The 18,975-nt window shown below is 62.3% G+C and carries 17 protein-coding genes; 11 read left to right on the top strand and 6 right to left on the bottom strand.

Going from position 1 to position 18,975, the window contains the following annotated elements:
• Window positions 1-26 precede the first annotated feature (26 nt).
• From CKO11_RS09850 to CKO11_RS09835, 4 genes are all read left to right on the top strand, one after another.
• Window positions 27-1,100: an NAD(P)/FAD-dependent oxidoreductase gene (locus CKO11_RS09850; protein WP_223637523.1), complete on the top strand. Its 1,074-nt coding sequence runs from the start codon at window positions 27-29 to the stop codon at window positions 1,098-1,100.
• A gap of 46 nt (window positions 1,101-1,146) precedes the next feature.
• The gene (locus CKO11_RS09845; RefSeq protein WP_223637521.1) at window positions 1,147-1,488 is read left to right on the top strand and encodes a carboxymuconolactone decarboxylase family protein; all 342 of its coding nucleotides are present in this window, start codon (window positions 1,147-1,149) and stop codon (window positions 1,486-1,488) included.
• 96 nt (window positions 1,489-1,584) lie between these two features.
• Entirely contained in the window at window positions 1,585-2,352 is a 768-nt protein-coding gene (locus tag CKO11_RS09840) for a hypothetical protein (protein ID WP_223637519.1), read from the top strand.
• A 112-nt stretch (window positions 2,353-2,464) separates the two neighbouring features.
• Window positions 2,465-3,289 carry a GH25 family lysozyme gene (locus CKO11_RS09835; protein WP_223637517.1) on the top strand — a complete coding sequence of 275 codons (825 nt, stop codon included), beginning with the start codon at window positions 2,465-2,467 and terminating at the stop codon, window positions 3,287-3,289.
• A 63-nt stretch (window positions 3,290-3,352) separates the two neighbouring features.
• Here CKO11_RS09835 and CKO11_RS09830 read toward each other — a convergent pair whose 3' ends face one another.
• Window positions 3,353-5,854, bottom strand: a complete 2,502-nt coding sequence (locus tag CKO11_RS09830) for an FAD-dependent oxidoreductase (RefSeq protein ID WP_223637516.1) — start codon at window positions 5,852-5,854, stop codon at window positions 3,353-3,355.
• 218 nt (window positions 5,855-6,072) lie between these two features.
• On the opposite strand from CKO11_RS09830, the gene CKO11_RS09825 reads away from it, so the two are divergent.
• The gene (locus CKO11_RS09825; protein WP_223637514.1) at window positions 6,073-6,834 is read left to right on the top strand and encodes a hypothetical protein; all 762 of its coding nucleotides are present in this window, start codon (window positions 6,073-6,075) and stop codon (window positions 6,832-6,834) included.
• Window positions 6,835-6,953: 119 nt separating this feature from the next.
• Window positions 6,954-7,601, top strand: a complete 648-nt coding sequence (locus CKO11_RS09820) for a hypothetical protein (protein ID WP_223637512.1) — start codon at window positions 6,954-6,956, stop codon at window positions 7,599-7,601.
• Window positions 7,602-7,672: 71 nt separating this feature from the next.
• Here the strand turns inward: CKO11_RS09820 and CKO11_RS09815 are convergent, their stop codons facing one another.
• The gene (locus CKO11_RS09815; RefSeq protein ID WP_223637510.1) at window positions 7,673-8,659 is read right to left on the bottom strand and encodes a 2-hydroxyacid dehydrogenase; all 987 of its coding nucleotides are present in this window, start codon (window positions 8,657-8,659) and stop codon (window positions 7,673-7,675) included.
• An 87-nt stretch (window positions 8,660-8,746) separates the two neighbouring features.
• Between CKO11_RS09815 and CKO11_RS09810 the strand changes: the two genes are divergently transcribed.
• The 4 genes from CKO11_RS09810 (at window position 8,747) to CKO11_RS09795 (ending at window position 11,096) form a co-directional block, all read left to right on the top strand.
• On the top strand, window positions 8,747-9,340 hold the full coding sequence (locus tag CKO11_RS09810) for an SH3 domain-containing protein (RefSeq protein ID WP_223637507.1): 594 nt from the start codon (window positions 8,747-8,749) through the stop codon (window positions 9,338-9,340).
• A 51-nt stretch (window positions 9,341-9,391) separates the two neighbouring features.
• Window positions 9,392-10,276: a cation diffusion facilitator family transporter gene (locus CKO11_RS09805; RefSeq protein ID WP_223637504.1), complete on the top strand. Its 885-nt coding sequence runs from the start codon at window positions 9,392-9,394 to the stop codon at window positions 10,274-10,276.
• A gap of 63 nt (window positions 10,277-10,339) precedes the next feature.
• Window positions 10,340-10,675 carry a YqjD family protein gene (locus CKO11_RS09800; RefSeq protein WP_223637501.1) on the top strand — a complete coding sequence of 112 codons (336 nt, stop codon included), beginning with the start codon at window positions 10,340-10,342 and terminating at the stop codon, window positions 10,673-10,675.
• Window positions 10,676-10,679: 4 nt separating this feature from the next.
• The gene (locus CKO11_RS09795; protein WP_223637499.1) at window positions 10,680-11,096 is read left to right on the top strand and encodes a hypothetical protein; all 417 of its coding nucleotides are present in this window, start codon (window positions 10,680-10,682) and stop codon (window positions 11,094-11,096) included.
• Window positions 11,097-11,203: 107 nt separating this feature from the next.
• Here the strand turns inward: CKO11_RS09795 and CKO11_RS09790 are convergent, their stop codons facing one another.
• The 4 genes from CKO11_RS09790 to CKO11_RS09775 all read right to left on the bottom strand — a co-directional run bounded on the left by CKO11_RS09790 (window position 11,204) and on the right by CKO11_RS09775 (window position 17,167).
• Window positions 11,204-13,222: a M3 family metallopeptidase gene (locus tag CKO11_RS09790; protein ID WP_223637488.1), complete on the bottom strand. Its 2,019-nt coding sequence runs from the start codon at window positions 13,220-13,222 to the stop codon at window positions 11,204-11,206.
• Window positions 13,223-13,315: 93 nt separating this feature from the next.
• The gene (locus CKO11_RS09785) at window positions 13,316-15,502 is read right to left on the bottom strand and encodes a 3-hydroxyacyl-CoA dehydrogenase NAD-binding domain-containing protein (RefSeq protein WP_223637486.1); all 2,187 of its coding nucleotides are present in this window, start codon (window positions 15,500-15,502) and stop codon (window positions 13,316-13,318) included.
• An 11-nt stretch (window positions 15,503-15,513) separates the two neighbouring features.
• Window positions 15,514-16,725: an acetyl-CoA C-acetyltransferase gene (locus CKO11_RS09780; RefSeq protein WP_223637484.1), complete on the bottom strand. Its 1,212-nt coding sequence runs from the start codon at window positions 16,723-16,725 to the stop codon at window positions 15,514-15,516.
• Window positions 16,726-16,954: 229 nt separating this feature from the next.
• Window positions 16,955-17,167 (bottom strand): hypothetical protein, encoded by a 213-nt coding sequence (locus CKO11_RS09775; protein ID WP_223637481.1) that lies wholly within the window; start codon window positions 17,165-17,167, stop codon window positions 16,955-16,957.
• A gap of 168 nt (window positions 17,168-17,335) precedes the next feature.
• Between CKO11_RS09775 and CKO11_RS09770 the strand changes: the two genes are divergently transcribed.
• Entirely contained in the window at window positions 17,336-18,970 is a 1,635-nt protein-coding gene (locus tag CKO11_RS09770) for an FMN-binding glutamate synthase family protein (RefSeq protein WP_411742008.1), read from the top strand.
• Window positions 18,971-18,975 lie beyond the last annotated feature (5 nt).

Genomic DNA, 18,975 nt, shown 5'->3' with positions numbered 1-18,975 from the left:
CCGCAGCACAGGTCTAGCGTGCGCCCATGCAAAACGATTTCCTCATTCTCGGCGGTGGTATCGCCGGGCTTTCCGCCGCCGCCCAGCTTGCACCGCTGGGCCGTTTGACCGTGCTTGAGGGCGAGGATCATCTTGCCCATCATGCCTCGTCACGATCCGCCGCACTTTATGAGCCGCGCTATGGCAACCCGGCTGTGGTCGCCCTGTCGCTTGCCTCGGGGGATTTTTACCACGGGTCGGACCTGCTTAGCCCGCGCGGCTTTATGGTCGTGGACGGGCCCGAGCACGAAACCCGGTTCCGCCAAGCGCTGAAGAATTTCGATCTGGTGGAACTGTCGATGACCGAGGCGCGGGATCTGTTCCCGATCCTTAATCCCGAAACCATTGCTTTTGCCTCCTATGCCGAACATGCATGGGATATCGATACCGATGCGCTTGTGCAGCGCTATGCCCGCGAAGCGCGCGCGGCGGGGGCCGAGATTCGCACCAAGGCAAAAGCCACCCGCATCACCCGGATTGAGGGCGGCTGGGAGGTCGAATCCGCGGGCGAGACCTACACCGCAAAATTGCTGATCAATGCCGCGGGGGCTTGGGTCGATGAGGTCGCGCAAATGGCGGGCATCCCCCCCTTGGGGTTCAAGGCCTTGCGCCGGTCGATGGCGCGCATTCCCGCCCCCGGCAACCACGATGTCAGCCGCTGGCCGATGGTGATTGGTGGCGCCGAAGATTGGTATTGCAAACCCGATGCGGGCGCGATGATCGTCTCCCCGGCCGAAGAAGACCCGGTGGACCCGCATGATGCATGGGCCGATGACATGGTGCTGGCCGAGGGTTTGGCGCGCTATGAAGAGGCGGTGACCGAACCCGTCACCCGGCTGTTGGCGAATTGGGCGGGGTTGCGCACCTTTGCGCCCGACCGCGCTCCGGTGATTGGCTTTGACAGCCGCGACCCGGCCTTTTTCTGGCTGGCGGGGCAAGGTGGCTACGGCTTCCAAAGTGCGCCTGCGGCTGCCGAATTGGTGGCCGATCTGATCGCCGGGCGGGACCCGGTGCCCGAGCGCGCCATTCTGTCCGCGCTGGATCCGGCGCGTTTCAATTGACATTCCGACCTCTGAATATATTTGTGGCGCGAAAAGGAGATTTCCCATGAGCTACAAACAGAAGATGGAAGACCAGCGCGCCGAATTGCGTGTGATGAGCAAGGCGATCCCCGAGGCGATGCGCGGCTTTGGCGCGATGGAAAAGGCGATCACCGAAAACGGCACGCTGGATAAGAAGCAAAAAGAATGGCTGGCCGTGGCGATGGGCATTGTGATCCGCTGTGAGCCTTGCGTGAATTTCCACGTTTCGGCGCTGATGCGGGCGGGCGGCACGCGCGAAGAACTGTCTGATATTTGCGCAGTGGCGATCCAAATGGGCGGGGGCCCGGCGATGATGTATGCGGCCCATGCGCTGGCATGCTGGGATGAACTGGCCGCCGAGGGCTGAGCCCCGGCCTCACTTCACTATGATCCAGCCAAGCCCGCGACGGAAGTTGCGGGCTTGCGCGTTTTTCAGGCAATCTGGGAACGAAAGGATCGTCCGATGAAACGCCTGTTCACCTTCACCGCCACCCTTGCACTTGTGGCCGGTTCGTTGCCCGCCGTGGCGCAAACGGCGCCCACGACTGTCGTGCCGGGTCAGCAATTCATGCAGATGTGGGATCTTGATAGCGATGGCAAGGTCACCCGCGCCGAAGCGCGCGAACATCGCGACGATCTCTTTTACATGTTCGATAGTGACGAGAACGGTAGCTTCTCGCCCGATGAACTCAGGGCGATTGATGATTTCAAACTGGCCCAGCTTGATGCCGGAATGGGCCCGGGCCACCAACGCCCTGACGGGATGCAACCCGGCCAGGGCAGGCGCGCCCAGCAAGGCATGGCACAAGGCCAGCAGATGCAGCCGCGCCGCGGGATGGGGCAAGGGCAGCCCGGCATGCAACCGCAGGGCCGTGGCATGGGCCCCGGCAAGGGGCAGGGCATGATGGCGCAACAAGGGCAAGGCATGCGCGGACAAGGCATGCAGGGCCAAGGGATGCGAGCGCAAGCGATGCAAGGCCAAGGGATGCAAGGTCAGGGCATGCGCGGTCAGGGCATGAACGGACAAGGGATGGGTATGGGCCCGGGGGCGGGCATGCAGGGATCGGGCTTTTTCGCCTCGGCCCAAGACGAAATGATGCGTTTTGATCGCAATCGCGATGCCAAGGTGACGCGGCTCGAATTCGTCGAGGGCACCGATAGCTGGTTTGCAATGCGCGACACCAACCGCGATGGGGTGCTGACACCCGAGGATTTCGGCCCCCGTCGCTGATCGCGCAACGCAGATCACGTCGCCTTGAGAACCGCCTATGCGCCCGGCAGCCGCGTGACAGCCGGGCGCTTTTGCGTCACCCTTGAAGAAATGCAGCAAGGGAGGGGCGGCAATGCGGTTTGGTTGGGTATCCGTAACGGGCGTGGTGTGTTTGGCCTTGTGGGGCTGTGGCCCCGGCTCCGGCCCGGTGCGCACCGAATTGATGGCCCCCGAACCGCTGGCCGCCGCCGATTACCGCGCGCCGGGCTTGCCTGCGCAGTTTGGCGATACCAAGCCCCATCCGTGGGAAGGCCGCCCCCCCGCAAGCTATCCGGTGCATGGGATCGATGCCGCGCGCTACCAAGGCAAGATCGACTGGCCCAAGGCGCGCGCCGCCGGGGTGGAATTTGCGTGGCTCAAGGCGACCGAGGGCGGCGATCACATCGACCCGGGCTATGGCGCTAATGCCGCGCGTGCACGTGCTGCGGGCGTCGCGGTGGGGGCCTATCATTTCTATTACTTCTGCCGCCCGGCGATCGAGCAGGCCGATTGGTTCATCCGCACTGTGCCCGCGCGCAAGGGCGATTTGCCGCCGGTGCTGGACATCGAATGGAACCATACCTCGCCCAGTTGCCAGTTGCGCCCGCCCGCCGCCAAGGTCCGCGCGGAAATGCGCATCTTCCTCAATGCGCTAGAAGCGCATTACGGCACCCAGCCGGTGGTCTACACCGACCCCAAATTCTATGAAGACAATGACCTTGGCCGGATGGCGGGGGTAGAGTTTTGGCTGCGCTCGGTCTCGGCCCATCCGTCCGAGAAATACCCCAATGAACGCTGGAGCTTTTGGCAATACTCCGGCACCGGCGTGGTTCCCGGCATTGGCGGCACGGTGGATCTGAACGCCTTTGGCGGTTCGCGCACGGGCTGGGAGAATTGGCTGTCTGGCCGCGCGCAATGAGACCCGCCCAAGAATAAGGGGCGGAGGTTTCCCCCGCCCCTTTGGTCTTGAAGGCTTTTGCGCTTAGCCGTCAATGCGGATGCGCGCGTTGGTCGGGTCATGCGGGCTGTCCTCGGCCACAACCGCATCCCATTCTTGCAGCAGCATCTTCACTTTTAGCTTGGTGCCCACCTCAGCCAGATCGGGGCGGACATAGCCCATGCCGATCTGCTTGCCGAAGGCAACCGACCAGCCGCCCGAGGTCAGACGCCCGACCTTTTCGCCATCGACCAGAAGCGCTTCTTTGCCCCACGGGTCGCAATCTTCCGGCCCATCGATGAGCAGCGTGACGCATTTCGCACGGATGCCGGTGTCCAACATCGCTTGCTTGCCGCGGAACTCTTTGCCCAAGTCGATGAAACGGTCGAGACCGGCTTCCATCGGCGTCGCATCGCGGCCCAATTCGTTGCCAAAGGCGCGGTAGGATTTTTCCTGACGCAGCCAGTTTTGCGCCCGCGCGCCCACCGGTTTGAGCCCGTGCTTTTCACCGACCGACCAGATCAGATCCCACAGGTAGCGGCCAAATTCGACCGGGAAATGCAGCTCCCAGCCCAATTCGCCGGTATAGGCCACGCGCACCGCACGCACCGGGCACATGCCCAGTTCGATATCGCGGTAGCTCAGCCACGGGAAGCGCTTGTTGCTCAGCACCGTTTCGGGCGCCGCGTCTTTGACGATTTCATTGAGCAGCGCGCGCGCATTCGGGCCTGCCAGTGCATAAACGCCCCATTGCGTCGTCACATCGTGGATGTCGATGTAGCCGCCACCATTGGCGATGAAATCCTCGGCCGATTGTTTGAGGAAATCGGCATCATAAGCCGTCCAAGCCCCTGCCGAGATCAGGTAGTATTCATCCTCGGCGATCCGCACGATCGTATATTCGGTGCGCACCGTGCCCGCATCGGTCAGCGCATAGGTCAGGTTGATGCGCCCCACTTTCGGCAGCTTGTTGCAGGTGAAGTGATCCAAGAACGCCGTCGCGCCGGGGCCGCGCACAAGGTGCTTGGTGAAGGCCGAGGCATCAATGATCCCGCAGGTTTCACGCAGGGCTTCGGCTTCGGCTTTGGCATATTGCCACCATGCGCCACGGCGGAAGCTGCGCGACTTGTGGTCAAAATCCGCCGGCGCATCGACCGGACCGTAGTAGTTGGGGCGTTCCCACCCGTTCACCTGACCCATTTGCGCGCCCAGCGCGAGTTGGCGGTCATAGGCGGGCGCGGTGCGCAGCGGACGGCAGGCTTCGCGCTCTTCGTCCGGGTGGTGCAAAATGAAGACGTGCTCGTAGCATTCTTCGTTTTTGCGCGCCGCATATTCGGTGGTCATCCAATTGCCGTAGCGCTTGGGATCAAGGCTGGCCATGTCGATCTCGGCTTCGCCCTCGACCATCATCTGGGCAAGATAGTAGCCGGTGCCGCCCGCCGCGGTGATGCCGAAGCTGAAGCCTTCGGCCAGCCACATGTTGCGCAGGCCCGGCGCCGGGCCGACCAGCGGGTTGCCATCGGGCGTGTAGCAGATCGGGCCGTTGAAATCGTCTTTCAGACCCACGGTTTCCGAGGTCGGCAGACGGTGGATCATCGACATATATTCTTCTTCGATCCGCTCCAGATCGAGCGGGAAGAGGTCAGCGCGGAAGGTTTCCGGCACGTCATACAGGAACCGCGCGGGCGCGTTGCGCTCATAGGGGCCCAAGATCCAGCCGCCGCGCTCTTCGCGCACATACCATTTCGAATCCGAATCGCGCAGCACCGGGTGTTCGGGGTTGCCCTCGGCGCGCCACTTGACCAGCGCCGGATCGGGCTCGGTGACGATGAATTGGTGCTCTACCGGGATCGCCGGGATTTTGATGCCCAAAAGCCGCGCGGTGCGCTGCGCGTGGTTGCCCGTCGCGGTCACGACATGTTCGGCATGCACGTCGATCATCTCGCCCGAGCCCACAAGGTTGCCGCCCTTCTCGGTCATCTTTTCGAGCGTGACGATCCATTCCGAGCCGGTCCATTTGTAGGCGTTCACCTGCAACTTGCGGACAATGTCCACGCCACGTTGACGCGCCCCCTTGGCCATCGCCTGGGTCACATCGGCGGGGTTGATGTAGCCATCTTGCGGATGGAACAGCGCGCCGCGCAGATCTTCGGTGTTCAGAAGTGGCCAACGCTCTTTCATTTGCGCGGGCGTCAGGAATTCGTGGTAGACACCCGCCGTTTCGGCGACCGACGAATAGAGCATATATTCGTCCATACGCTCTTGCGTTTGCGCCATACGCAGGTTGCCGCAGATCGAAAAGCCCGCATTCAGACCGGTTTCCGCTTCCAGCGTTTTGTAGAAATCGACCGAGTATTTGTGGATGTGGGTGGTCGCATAGCTCATGTTGAACAGCGGCAGCAGACCGGCGGCGTGCCACGTGGAGCCCGAGGTCAGCTCGTCACGCTCGACCAGCATCGTCTCCCAGCCAGCCTTGGCAAGGTGATAGGCAACCGAGCAGCCGACGGCACCGCCGCCGACGACCAAAGCTTTGACATGGGTTTTCATCGGACTCTCCTGAAGGGTGTTTTGCTCCGTTTTGGCAGGTTGGCCGCAGTTCGGACAAGCGTGCCCGACATTTGGCGGCGAAAAGCGACATCCTCTCGCGCCGGTGAAACCGCTCGGCCCCTTGTTTGCGATGGGTTTACCAATTCGTAAGCTTTGGCGTGAACCGGCGAGCCCGGCGCGGTATGAACAATTTGACACAATTCCCAGCGAGTCCCGCAATGTCCATTCTCGGCTATGTTTCCGCACTTTTGCAGGTGATTTTATCCGGGCAGGGCTTTGGCCAAGGCCAGAACGCGCAGTCTTCAGCCTCGACACAAAGTCCGGCGCAGAGCACCCCCTCCGCCACAACCGAACCGCCCCCCCCTGCCCCGCAAACCGAAGGTCTGGGCCAAGTGGGTTTGACGGTCGAATCGATGCTGTCGGGGCAAAGCGGCGCCAGCGAAACCGCCACGCAGGCCGGGGGGCAACAGGCCGCCGCCACTTCGAACACCGGGGCCGGCGCATCGGCGCAGAACGCCAGCACGACGACCGCAGGGCAAGGCGCGGGCGCGGCACAAGCGGGGCTTGAGACCGGGCAATCGCGTGTCACCAATGCGAATGCACAATCGGTGCTGGAAGCGCTGATCGGGCGGCTTGTCGAAGCCGGGACGGCCAGCCAAGGTGATACGGTTATCGACCTGAGCAGCCTCTTTGATGCAGACAGTCAGGGGGGGACCGAATCTGATGCCCGCCGCCTTGCTGAAATGCGCGTCGATGCAAACCGCCGCGAAGCGATTTTGGAAAGCATCGCCTCGGCCGCCAATCCGGTCGATTCTGCGGCCGCAGGTGTTGTCGAGGCGGACAGGGGCCGCGATGCGATGGAATCGCTTATGTCACAAATGACTGGGATGAGCGTCACGCAGGGGGCTTACTCCACTTTCTCTTTGGCTTTGGTTGGACACGAGGCGCAAAAGGGGCACAGCATCCGCCTGACGCTCTGACGCAGCCGCGCGCTTCGGGCCCGCAGTTTACCAATTCGCAAGCTCTGGCGTGAAACGCGGGGCCGTTTGCAGTATCTATAGCCTGAAACCTTCGCCAAAACCTGTGTATCGGATTTGTCATGCGCCTCGATGGACAAATTTCTAACTCTGCTGCTGCCGCCAGTTCGGTCAGTGCAGCCATGGCGAGCCGGGCCGCGCCTACAGCCGCGATGGCCGCCCCGCAAAACGCGGCACCCCCTGAAAATAGTGCCAGCAAACGCGCCTCGCCCACCGACGTCGCGCGGATGGGGCGTTCCATGCCGACGAATGCCGCCGCCGAAACGCTTGTGCGGGCCGCAGCCGAAGCAAAAACGCAAAAGACCGGCGCCTTGGCGATGACCAAAGAGATCAGCGCCGAAAACCTTGCCGAGATGAAGCAGCGCGATCCGACCCCGGTTGAACAAATCCGCAAGCAGCAGGCCGGCGGCGAACCGGGCACGACGGTCACGGAACTTGCCGAGTCAATCGCGCAATCGACCGAGCCGGGCAAGGTGGACCTGTCGCAAAGCCGCCCCGATGTCACCGAGCAGCTTGCCCAGCAGCGCAGCATAACCGAGCAAAGTATCGAAGCGTCGAACGCAGAGGCGAAGGCCAATTCTCGCGTCAATCTTGCGCAAAAGATGGAACAGCTCATGGCCGAGGCCAATGCGGAAAACAGCTATTCCAACAACGCTGCGGCGGCGGCGAGCGCGCAAGGCAAAGGCGGCAGCGTCCAAGTTCGGATGTGACCCCGAGACACAGCACAAAAGAAAACCGGCGCACCCCTAGGGCCGCCGGTTTTTTCGGTTAGGGCACAGCGTCAAAGAACGCCCGGCACCACCAGATCTGGCGGTCGGTGGCCATCGGCGAAAGTCTTGATGTTCAAGATCACTTTCTCGCCCATCTCGATGCGCCCTTCGAGCGTGGCCGAGCCCATATGGGGCAAAAGCACGACATTGGGCATTTCGCGTAGCACCGGGTTAAACTCGGTCCCGTGCTCAAACACATCAAGCCCGGCACCCGCCAACTCCCCGGCCTTCAGTGCCCGCGTCAGCGCGTTTTCATCGATCACTTCGCCGCGCGAGGTGTTCACGATCACCGCCGAGGGCTTCATCAGCTTGAGCCGCCGCGCATTCAGCAAATGGAACGTCGAGGGCGTATGCGGGCAGTTGACCGAGACCACATCCATCCGCGCGACCATCTGATCAAGGCTTTCCCAATAGGTCGCTTGCAAGTCCGCCTCGGTTTCGGGGCGCAACCGGCGGCGGTTGTGATAGTGGATCTGCATGCCAAAAGCCGCCGCGCGCCGCGCCACCGCCTGACCAATCCGCCCCATGCCGATGATGCCCAGCCGGCGCCCGCCGATGCGGCCCCCCAAAAGGGCCGTGGGCGAAAAGCCCTGCCATTCGCCACGATTAATCAGCGCCAGCCCCTCGGGCACGCGCCGGGTCACGCCAAGGATCAGCGACATCACCATATCGGCGGTATCTTCGGTCACCACCCCCGGCGTGTTGGACACCAGCACATTGCGCGAGCGCGCAGAGGCCACATCGATATGATCCACCCCGGCCCCGAAATTGGCAATCAACCGCAGCCGGTCGCCCGCCTGCGCCAGCATATTGGCGTCGATATGATCGGTCAGCGTCGGCACAAGCACATCGGCATCATGCATCGCGGCCACCAGCTCCTCCCGGCTCATCCGCGCATCGGTTTCACGCAGTTCGACATCGAACAGCTCTTTCATCCGGGTCTCGACGACTTCGGGCAACCGTCGCGTCACGACAACACTTAGCCGCGGTGCGGGCATGGTTGGCTCTCCTCTCTTCCAATAGGTCCGGCTTGGGTGCAAATTGACCGTCAAAGGGGCAAGTTACAAGGCCCGGAGAGAGCAGAAATGACGTTTTTTGGACTTTCGACGCAATTTTCTTGCGCAACCATTGCTGCGCTGCGCAGTCACTGGGCAGGTTTTGCCCCCGCCGCAGGCTTTGCCATCGCTTTTGCCCTTGCTGTTTCTAACCCCATTACCCCGGCCCAAGCCGACACCACGGCCAATTCTCCGCGCCGTGGCCCCGTCACCAACCTGCCGCTGCCGCGATTTGTTTCGCTTAAGGGAGACGAGGGCAACGCCCGGCGCGGGCCGTCGCTGTCGCACCGCATCGATTGGGTGTTCAAACATGCTGGCATGCCGCTGCGCATCACGGCAGAGCACGGCCATTGGCGGCGCGTCGAAGACCGTGACGGGGCGGGCGGCTGGGTCCATTATTCGCTTTTATCGGGGGTGCGCATGGTGATTGTCGAAGACGATATGACCGAATTGCACGCCCGTCCCGAGGTGCAATCGCCGGTGGTGGCGCTGGCCGAGATGGGCGCGCTAGCGCGGCTGGGGGATTGCACCCGCACTTGGTGCGAAATTTCCGCAGAGGATGCCGATGGCTGGGTGCCCAAAGAAAAAATCTGGGGGGTGACCCCCGATGAAATCCGTGACTGAGCCGCGCGGATCGGCTAGGCAGAGCGCCCGTTGCCCCGCCAAGAGACCTCGATGCCCCATAGTCACGCCACGCAAAAGCTGAACCTGTCCGCCGGGCTTGCCTCGGTTTGTGTCGCCACGCTGTTGGTTTGTCTTAAGCTTTGGGCGCTTTGGGCCACCGGGGCGCTGTCGATTGCCGCCTCTTTGGCCGATTCGGCGATGGATCTTCTGATCTCGGCGGCTGGGTTGATTGCAATCATCTATGCCGCCCGCCCCGCCGATGACGATCATTCCTTTGGGCATACCTCGGTCGAGGATCTGGTCTCGCTGGGGCAAGCCGTTTTCGTCGCCGCCTCGGGCGCGGCGATTCTTTGGGCCGGGGTGGACCGGCTGATCGCCGCGCGCCCGCCAGTTTTGGCAGATGAGGGCGCGGGCATCGCGGTGATGGCGCTTTCTGCCGTGCTGACCGGCGCGCTGGTGCTGTGGCAACGTCGGGTGGCCGCACGCACCGGCAACAAGGTCGTGGCCGCCGATATGCTGCATTATCTGGGCGATCTTTTGCCCACGCTGGGCGCGATGCTGGCACTGTGGCTCTCGGCCCGGTTTGGGTGGACCCGCGCCGATAGCGTGATTGCCATCATCGCCGCCGCGATCATGCTGCGTGGCGCGGCGCGCATCTTTGTGGCCAGTTGGCACGCGCTGATGGACCGCGCCGCCCCAGAGGACGTGGTGCAAAGCATCGCCGAGATTGCCGAGATCTGGCCCGGGGTGCGCGGCTATCACGACCTCAAGACTCGCACCGCAGGCGCGAAACTTTTCGTGCAATTGCATATCGAACTGGATGGCGACCAATCGCTTGAGGCCGCCCATGCAATTGCGCGCAGTCTCAAACGCGCGATCTTGGACGCCCATCCGCAGGCCGATGTGATCATTCATATGGATGTCTGGCAGGGCTGAACGGAACCTTTTGGCGAGATCTGCGTTTGGTCTGTGAAACGCAACCACGCACAGGAGGTTTTCATGGCCAGCGCCCAACCGCTTTCGAAGTCGAACGGCAAGGTCCCCGCCGAGGTCGCGCAACTGGAAAAACAGATCGAACAGCTGAGCGCTGAATTGGCCAAGCTGAGCCGCGAGGCCAAGGATTACGGCGCGACCCGTGCAGAGCAACTGGCCGATCAGGCCCGTGACATGCGCGATGAAATCGCCGCGCGCTCGGCCGAAGCTGCCGAAGTGGCCCGCGAACGTCTGGTGGAGGCCGAAGGCGCGGTCGAAGATCGCGTGCGCTCCAACCCGATGGCCGCGCTTGGCGTTGCCGCCGGGGTCGGCTTTCTGGCCGCGCTGCTGATGAAGCGGTAACGCCATGAACGATCTGGCGCAGATCGCTCTGGGGCTTTTGGGCGGGATCGGCCCGCCCGTCGCCAAGGCGCGCCGCACAGCGGTCAGCACCGCGCTGATCGTGGTCTTTGCGGTCACCGCTTACATTGCGCTGGCCGCCGCGCTATGGCTCTCGCTCGTGCCCGTAATCGGCCCGGCCTATGCCGCACTGGTTCTGGCAGGCATTGCGATTGTGGCAGCCCTTGTTGTCTGGGCGGTGACGGTGATCCTCGACGCGCGAGCCAAGGCGCGCGCCGAGGCGCAGCGCAGCGCCGCCTTGCAAGCCGCGCTAAGCGATACCGCCCTGCAAACCCTACCCAAGCTCGTGTCGGATCATCCGATGGCCGCGATGGCTGTGGCCGCCGGTCTTGTCTTTGCCCTCACCCCGCGTGGTGACGGCTGATCCATTGCAATCGAATTTAAGGCTCCCCCGAAGCGCTTATCGCTTCGACCTACGGGCCCAAGGCCCGGTTGCGCCCGCCCCGCTCTCCGGTGCGGGCGCTTTTTTCTTTAGGCTGCCTCGGTCAGGCCACGCCCCTTGAGCAATGCCTCGACCCCGGGCTTTTGACCGCGAAATGCCATCCAAGCCGCATCCGCCGGCACAGAGCCGCCCACCGACAGGATACACGCTTCCAGCCGCTGCGCGGTGGCTGGGTCGAACGGCCCGCCCGCCTCTTCAAACGCAGCAAACGCATCGGCATCCATCACCTCGGACCACATGTAGCTGTAATAGCCCGAGGAATAGCCGTCGCCCGAGAAGACATGGCCGAAATGCGGGGTCGCATGGCGCATGCGGATCGCCTTGGGCAAACCGATTTCGGCCAGCACGTCGGCCTGTTTCGCCATCGGGTCTTTCGGTGCCGCACCTTCGTGGAAGGCAAGGTCCACCAAAGCTGAGGCGATGAATTCCACCGTGGCGAAGCCCTGATCATAGGTGCCCGCAGCCAGCAGTTTTTCGCGCAAATCCGCGGGCATCGCCGCGCCCGTCTGCCAATGCCGGGCGTGTTTTTCCAGCACCTCGGGCACTTCGAGCCAATGTTCCAAAAGCTGGCTGGGCAGTTCCACAAAATCGCGCGCGACCGAGGTGCCCGAGACGAATTGATAGGTCACATCGGACAACATCTGATGCAGCGCGTGGCCAAATTCATGGAACAACGTCCGCGCATCGTCATAGCTCAGCAGGCAAGGGTCACCCTTGGCGAAGTTGCACACATTGACAACGATCGGACGCACCTCGCCGCCAAGCTTCGATTGTGAGCGCATCGCCGAGCACCACGCGCCCGAGCGTTTGGACGAACGCGCGAAGTAATCCCCCAAAAACACCGCGATATGTTTGCCGCCCCGCGTCACCTCCCAACCGCGCACATCCGGGTGGTAAAACGGCCCGTCGAGCGGTTTGAACTCCAACCTAAACAGCCGGTTGGCCGTGTCGAACACCGCCCCCAGAATTGCATCGAGCGAAAGATAGGGCTTCAATGCGGCTTCATCGAAATCATGCTCGGCCACGCGGCGTTTTTCGGAATAATAGCGCCAGTCCCACGCCTCCAGATCACCATTGATACCATCTGCGTGCATCATTTCGGTGAGCTTGGCCGCATCCGCCTCTGCCGCCGCTTTTGCGGGGCCCCAGACGCGCATCAACAAGTCGCGCACCTGCGCAGGCTCCTTGGCCATTTCCGGTTCCAGCTTGTAGGCCGCGAAGCTGTCATAGCCCAAAAGCTTCGCGCGTTCTTCGCGCAAGGCCAGAATTTCCGCCGCAATCGCGCGGTTGTCGGTTTCGCCGCCATTCGCCCCACGCGCCGTCCACGCTTCATAGGCCAACTCGCGCAGATCCCGGCGCGGCGAAAATTGCAAAAACGGCACGATGAGCGAACGCGACAATGTCAACACCGGGCCGTCTTGGCCACGTTCTGCCCCCGCCGCTTTTGCCGCCTCAATCACAAACTCAGGCAGGCCTTCCAACTCGTCTTCCGCCAAGGGGCGGAACCAGTCGCGTTCATCGGCCAAAAGGTTTTGCGAAAACTGCGTCGACAGCACCGCAAGCCGCGCCTTGATCTCGGTCATCCGCGCGGCTTCTGCGCCCGTCAGCGCCGCACCCGAGCGCACGAACATCTTGTAGTAAAGCTCCAAAACCCGCGCCTGTTCGCCCGTCAAATCTAGTGTATCGCGCGCCTGCCACAGCGCCTCGATCCGCGCAAAAAGCGGCCGGTTCATCGTGACCTCAGAGGCGAAAGCGGCCATTTTCGGGGCCAGATCGCGCATCAGCGCCTCGCGCGCGGGGGTGCTGTCGGCCCCCGACAGATTGTAAAAAACGCCCGCCACCCGGTCGAGCGTGCCCTCAGCCAGCTCCAGCGCCTCGATGGTATTGGCAAAGCTGGGCGCGTCGGGGTTTTCGGCAATCGCGGCAATATTCGCGCGTGCCTCGCTCAATGCGGTGTCGAAGGCGGGGGCGAAATCCTCATCGGTGATGGCGGCAAAATCGGGCAAGGCAAAGGGGCCCTTGCCCGGTGCCAAAAGCGGATTGGTCATGCGATATCTCCTTTGGCCACAAGCTAGGCTGCAGGGGCGCAAAGGAAAAGGGGCGGCGCCCGTAGCACCGCCCCTTTCGCCGGGTTCTTAAGCTCAGGCCGCTGCCGCCGCCTGCCCGCCGCCAAAGCGGGCGTAGAAACTATCGCCCTTATCGGCAATATCGCGCAGAAGCGCCGGTGCATTGAAGCGCGGCCCGTGTGTGGCCTCCAACGCTTCGCAAATCTCCACCGCACGGGGCGCGCCGATGATATCAAGCCAGGCGAATGGCCCGCCCGACCACGGCGCAAACCCCCAGCCCAAGATCGCGCCGACATCGCCTTCGCGGATATCGGTCAGCACACCTTGTTCAAAGGCCCGCACGGCTTCCAGCACCTGCGCCATCAACAAACGATGCTGCACTTCATGCAATTCCGGCTGCGCCTCGGCCTGCGGGTAGTGATCGGCCAGGCCGTCCCACAGCCCCGCACGCTTGCCCCCCGCATAGGTATAAAAGCCCGCATCGGCCTTTTTGCCCAAACGGCCCTGATCGGCCATCCAGAAAATCACCTCATCCACCGCACCATCGGGGTAAGCATCGCCCATCGCCGCGCGGGTCGCCTTGGCGATTTTCACCCCCAGATCGATCGAGGTTTCATCGACCAATTGCAACGGGCCGAGCGGCATCCCCACCAGCTTCGCGGCGTTTTCCACCAACACCGGGTTCACCCCCTCAGCCACCATGCGGATACCCTCGTTGATGTAGGGAATGATGCAGCGGTTGGCGTAGAAAAAGCGCGCATCATTCACAACGATCGGCGTCTTACGAATGGCGCGGACGAAATCGAGCGCCTTCGCCACGGCGACATCGCCCGTCTGTTCCCCCTTGATGATCTCGACCAAGAGCATCTTATCGACGGGCGAGAAGAAATGGATGCCGATGAACTGCTCGGGCCGTTTGGAGGCTTTGGCAAGGCTGGAGATTGGCAAGGTAGAGGTATTGGTCGCAAAAATCGCGGTTTCCGGGATCACGGCTTCCGCTTTGGCGGTGACTTCGGCCTTCACGCCCGGGTCTTCGAATACCGCTTCCACGATCAGATCGCAGCCTTCAAGCGCGGTATAATCGGTGGTGGCGGTGATCCGGGCCAGCACCTCGGCCTTTTTCTCTTCCGTCACCTTCTTGCGCTGGATGCCTTTATCCAGAATGCCGGTCGAATAGCTTTTGCCACGATCCGCGGCCTCTTGGCTGGCGTCGATCAGCACCACCTCAATGCCCGCATTGGCCGAGACATAGGCGATGCCCGCGCCCATCATGCCCGCGCCCAAAATGCCGACTTTCTTGACCGATTGATCTTCGACCTGCGGGCGGTTCGCGCCTTTTTCCAGAGCCTCTTTATTGATGAAGAGCGAACGGATCATCGCGAAAGAGGACGGGTTCAGCAAAAGATTGGTGAACCAACGCGCCTCGATCTTCAGCGCGGTATCAAAGGGCACCAGCGCGCCTTCATAAACGGCGGACAACAGCGCCTTGGCAGCGGGGTAAACCCCCATCGTCTTGCCATGCACCATTGCCGAGGCGCCCAAGAAGGTCATGAACCCCGCCGGATGATAGGGCGCGCCGCCGGGCATTTTATACCCCTTGGCATCCCACGGCTTGACCAGATCGGCGTCTTTCACACTCAAAACCCAGTCGCGCGCGGCGGCCATCGGGTCTTCGCAAACCTCGTCGATCAGCCCCGCCGATTTGGCGGCTTTCGGGTTCGAGAGCTTTCCTTCCAGCAAGAAGGGCGCGGCCGCCATTGCCCCCATTTTGCGCACCAGCCGCGTGGTGCCGCCACCACCGGGGAAGATGCCCACCATAATCTCGGGCAGGCCAATCTTGGCCTTCGGATTGTCTGCCGCAAAGATGCGATGCGTCGCCAGCGGCAGTTCCAACCCAATGCCGAGCGCGGTGCCCGGCAGCACCGTCACAATCGGCTTGCCGCCTTTGAGCGTTTTCGGGTCCATCCCCGCACGTTCGATTTTGCGCAGCACGCCATGCAACTGCATCACGCCCTCGAAAACCGTCTGTGCCCCGCCCGCGCGCATCTGCGCGATGACGTTGAGATCCATTCCGCCCGCGAAATCTTTCTTGGCCGAGGTGATGATCACGCCCTTGCAGGCCTCATCCGCCAAGGCTTGATCAATAAGTTGATCAAGCAAGATCAACCCTTCCGTGCTCATCACGTTCATCGATTTGGCGGCCACATCCCAGGTGATCACGGCCACGCCATCGGCGCCAAGCTCATAGGTGAAATCGGTCATGGTTTCCTCCCTCAGACGCGTTCGATGATGGTGGCCGCGCCCATGCCCGAGGCGATGCACAGCGTGGCAAGGCCGGTCGACAGATCGCGCCGCTCCATTTCATCCAAAAGCGTGCCGATGATAATGGCGCCGGTCGCGCCAAGCGGGTGGCCCATCGCCATCGCGCCGCCGTTCACATTCACCTTGTCGGGGCTGACGTCGAACGCCTGCATGAAGCGCAGCACCACGGCCGCGAAAGCCTCGTTCACTTCAAACAGATCAATATCCGAAATGTTCATACCGCTGTCGCGCAGGATCTTTTCCGTCACCGGCACCGGGCCGGTCAGCATGATGGTGGGGTCGGTGCCAATTTTCGCGGTGGCGCGAATGCGCGCGCGGGGCTTGAGCCCATGCGCAATACCGAATTCCTTGGAGCCCACCAGCACCGCCGCCGCACCATCCACAATGCCCGACGAGTTGCCCGCATGGTGGATATGCTCGATCTTTTCCAGATGCGGGTATTTGAGCAGCGCGACCTTATCAAAGCCCGGCATCACCTCGCCCATATCCTTGAAGCTGGCCTTGAGCTTGCCGAGGTCTTCCATCGTGGTGCCCGGACGCATATATTCATCGCGGTCCAAAATCGTCAGCCCGCTTTGATCGGTCACCGGAACGATCGATTTTGCAAAACGGTTTTCGGCCCAAGCCTCGGCCGCGCGCCGCTGGCTTTCCACGGCCAAAGCATCCGCCTGCGCGCGCGTAAAACCATATTCTGTGGCGATCAGATCGGCGGAAATGCCTTGCGGCACGAAATAGCTTTTCAGCGCCAGCGCCGGGTCCACAGCAATCGCCGCCCCGTCCGAGCCCATGGCGACGCGGCCCATCATCTCGACCCCGCCCGCGATATAGGCTTGGCCGGCGCCGCCCTTTACTTGGTTGGCGGCCAAATTCACCGCCTCCATGCCCGAGGCGCAAAAGCGGTTGATCGAAAGCCCCGGGATCGCTTCATCCAGATCGGACATCAGCACCGCCGAGCGCGCAAGGCAGCCGCCTTGTTCGCCCACTTGGGTGACATTGCCCCAGATCACATCCTCCACCGCATGGCCCGACAAGCCATTGCGCTCCTTCACCGCGTTCAGAAGCCGCGCCGACAGCGCCAGCGAGGTTACCTCGTGCAGGCTGCCATCGCGGCGGCCCTTGCCGCGCGGCGTGCGGCAGGCATCGTAAATATAGGCTTCGGTCATTGGTCCTCCTTAGACCCGCGCGGCACCTATGCCTGCCGCCGGGCCTCCTCTGTCCGGGCGTGCGATCGGGGGCAGCCGGGCCACCCCGCTCCGGTCCCATATTGCAACGAATTGACGCGAACGTAAGGGGGCGCGCCGGAATGTTGCGCAACGTCACGACCGGGATGCGCCAATGATGGGGCAAAAGGGCCGTTTGCCAAGGGGCTTGGGCGCAGGCGCCGCGGCGGGCTTAGGCCTTGCGCGCCTCCAATTCCGCTTTGAAAAGCCGCAGCCGCGCCGTCAGGTTTTCGGCATTGGTCACCGAATTGAAATGCTCGAACAAAAAGCACAGCGCCTCATCGGGCGTGATCTCGGCCTCTGCCGCAAAGCGGTGCAAGCGGCGATAGGCGTCATTGGTCATCGCAACCGGAAAGCGGCGGGTCATGCGCAGGCGTTTGGGCATCGGGCGGTCCTTGCTTTGCGCCAAGGCTAAGGGCCCCAAAGCGCGAAGACCAGAGCGAATGCGCCGCCCATCTTCGCCATAAGGCCGCTGTTTTCTTGTATGAAGACCAAGGCCGTGCTTTCAAATGGGGCAGTGCAGAAGCAAAATGCGAGCCAGACCATGATCCAGATGCGCCGGAATATCCGTTTTGTCCCGCTTGCCGGGGCGCTCCTGCTCAGCCTGATCTCCGCGATCTTGTGGCTGAGTTGGTCGGCATGGATGCTGCCGGTTTTCCTCGTCTTTGCCGCACTGGCCGCGATTGGCATTCATGATCTGCGTCAGCCCCGGCATACGATCTTACGCAATTATCCGATCATCGGTCATCTGCGCTACATGATCGAAAGCGTCGGCCCAGAGTTCCGGCAGTATTTCTTTGAATCCGACCGTGACGAGGTGCCGTTCAGCCGCGAAATTCGGGGGCTGGTCTATCAGCGCGCCAAGGGGGTGGAAGACAAACGCCCCTTCGGCACGGTGGAATCGGTCTATGCCTCGGGCTTCAACTGGTTGACCCATTCGATCATGCCCAAGGTCATCAAGGATTGCGATTTCCGCGTGCGCATCGGCGGGCCGGACTGCACGCAGCCCTATGATGCCTCGGTTTACAATATCTCGGCGATGAGCTTTGGCGCCCTGTCAGCCAATGCGATCTCGGCGCTCAATCGCGGGGCCAAGGCGGGCGGCTTTGCCCATGACACAGGCGAAGGCGGCATCAGCCGCTATCACCGGCAAGGCGGGGGCGATCTGATCTATCAAATCGCCTCGGGCTATTTTGGCTGCCGCAATGATGATGGCAGCTTTTCACCCGAAAAATTCGCCACGCAGGCCAGCGACCCGCAGGTAAAAATGATCGAGGTGAAGCTAAGCCAAGGTGCAAAACCGGGCCATGGCGGGATGCTGCCCGCCTCGAAAATCAGCCCCGAAATCGCTGAGGCGCGCGGCATTCCGATGGGGCAAGACTGCGTCTCCCCGGCGGCGCATTCGGCCTTTTCCACGCCGCGCGAATTCGTCCAATTCATCGCGCAATTGCGCAGCCTGTCGGGCGGCAAGCCGGTCGGGTTCAAGCTGTGCATCGGGCATCGGCGCGAATTCATGTGCCTTGTCAAAGCGATGGTGGAAACCGGCATCGCCCCCGATTTTATCGTTGTCGATGGCAAGGAAGGTGGCACCGGGGCCGGGCCTTTGGAATTTGTCAACCGCGTCGGCATGCCAATGCTCGAAGGGCTGAATTTCGTACACAACACGCTGCGCGGGGCGGGCCTGCGCCGCCGCATCAAGATCGGGGCGGCGGGCAAGATCGTTTCGGCCTATGATATTGCCCGCGCGATGGCCTTGGGCGCGGATTGGTGCAATTCGGCGCGCGGCTATATGTTCGCGATTGGTTGTATTCAGGCGCAATCGTGCCACACCAACCGCTGCCCGGCGGGCATTGCCACTCAAGATCCCCGGCGCATGGCCGCGCTGGATGTGGGCGACAAAAGCGCCCGCGTCGCGCGGTTTCACAAGAATACGCTGCATGCTTTGGGCGAATTGGTCGGCGCGGCGGGGCTTTCGCACCCGTCGGCCTTTCTGCCCTATCACTTCATGTTCCGCAGCAAGAACAACGAATTTCTGGACGGGAATGAAGCGTTTGAGGATTTGCCCGAAGGCTTCTTGATCGAAGGCGCCGACCATCCAGAGCTGCATTCTTGGATCGACCGCTGGAACCGCGCCAGCGCGGAAACCTTTTTGGCCGACCGGATGCCGCAAAGCCGCTTTGCAAGTTAAGCCCG

The sequence above is a fragment of the Rhodobacter sp. TJ_12 genome, assembly GCF_020023995.1.
Taxonomy (GTDB): Bacteria; Pseudomonadota; Alphaproteobacteria; order Rhodobacterales; family Rhodobacteraceae; genus Rhodobacter.
Note: the sequence above shows the minus strand (reverse complement) of the source record. Positions and strands in the feature narration are given on the sequence as shown.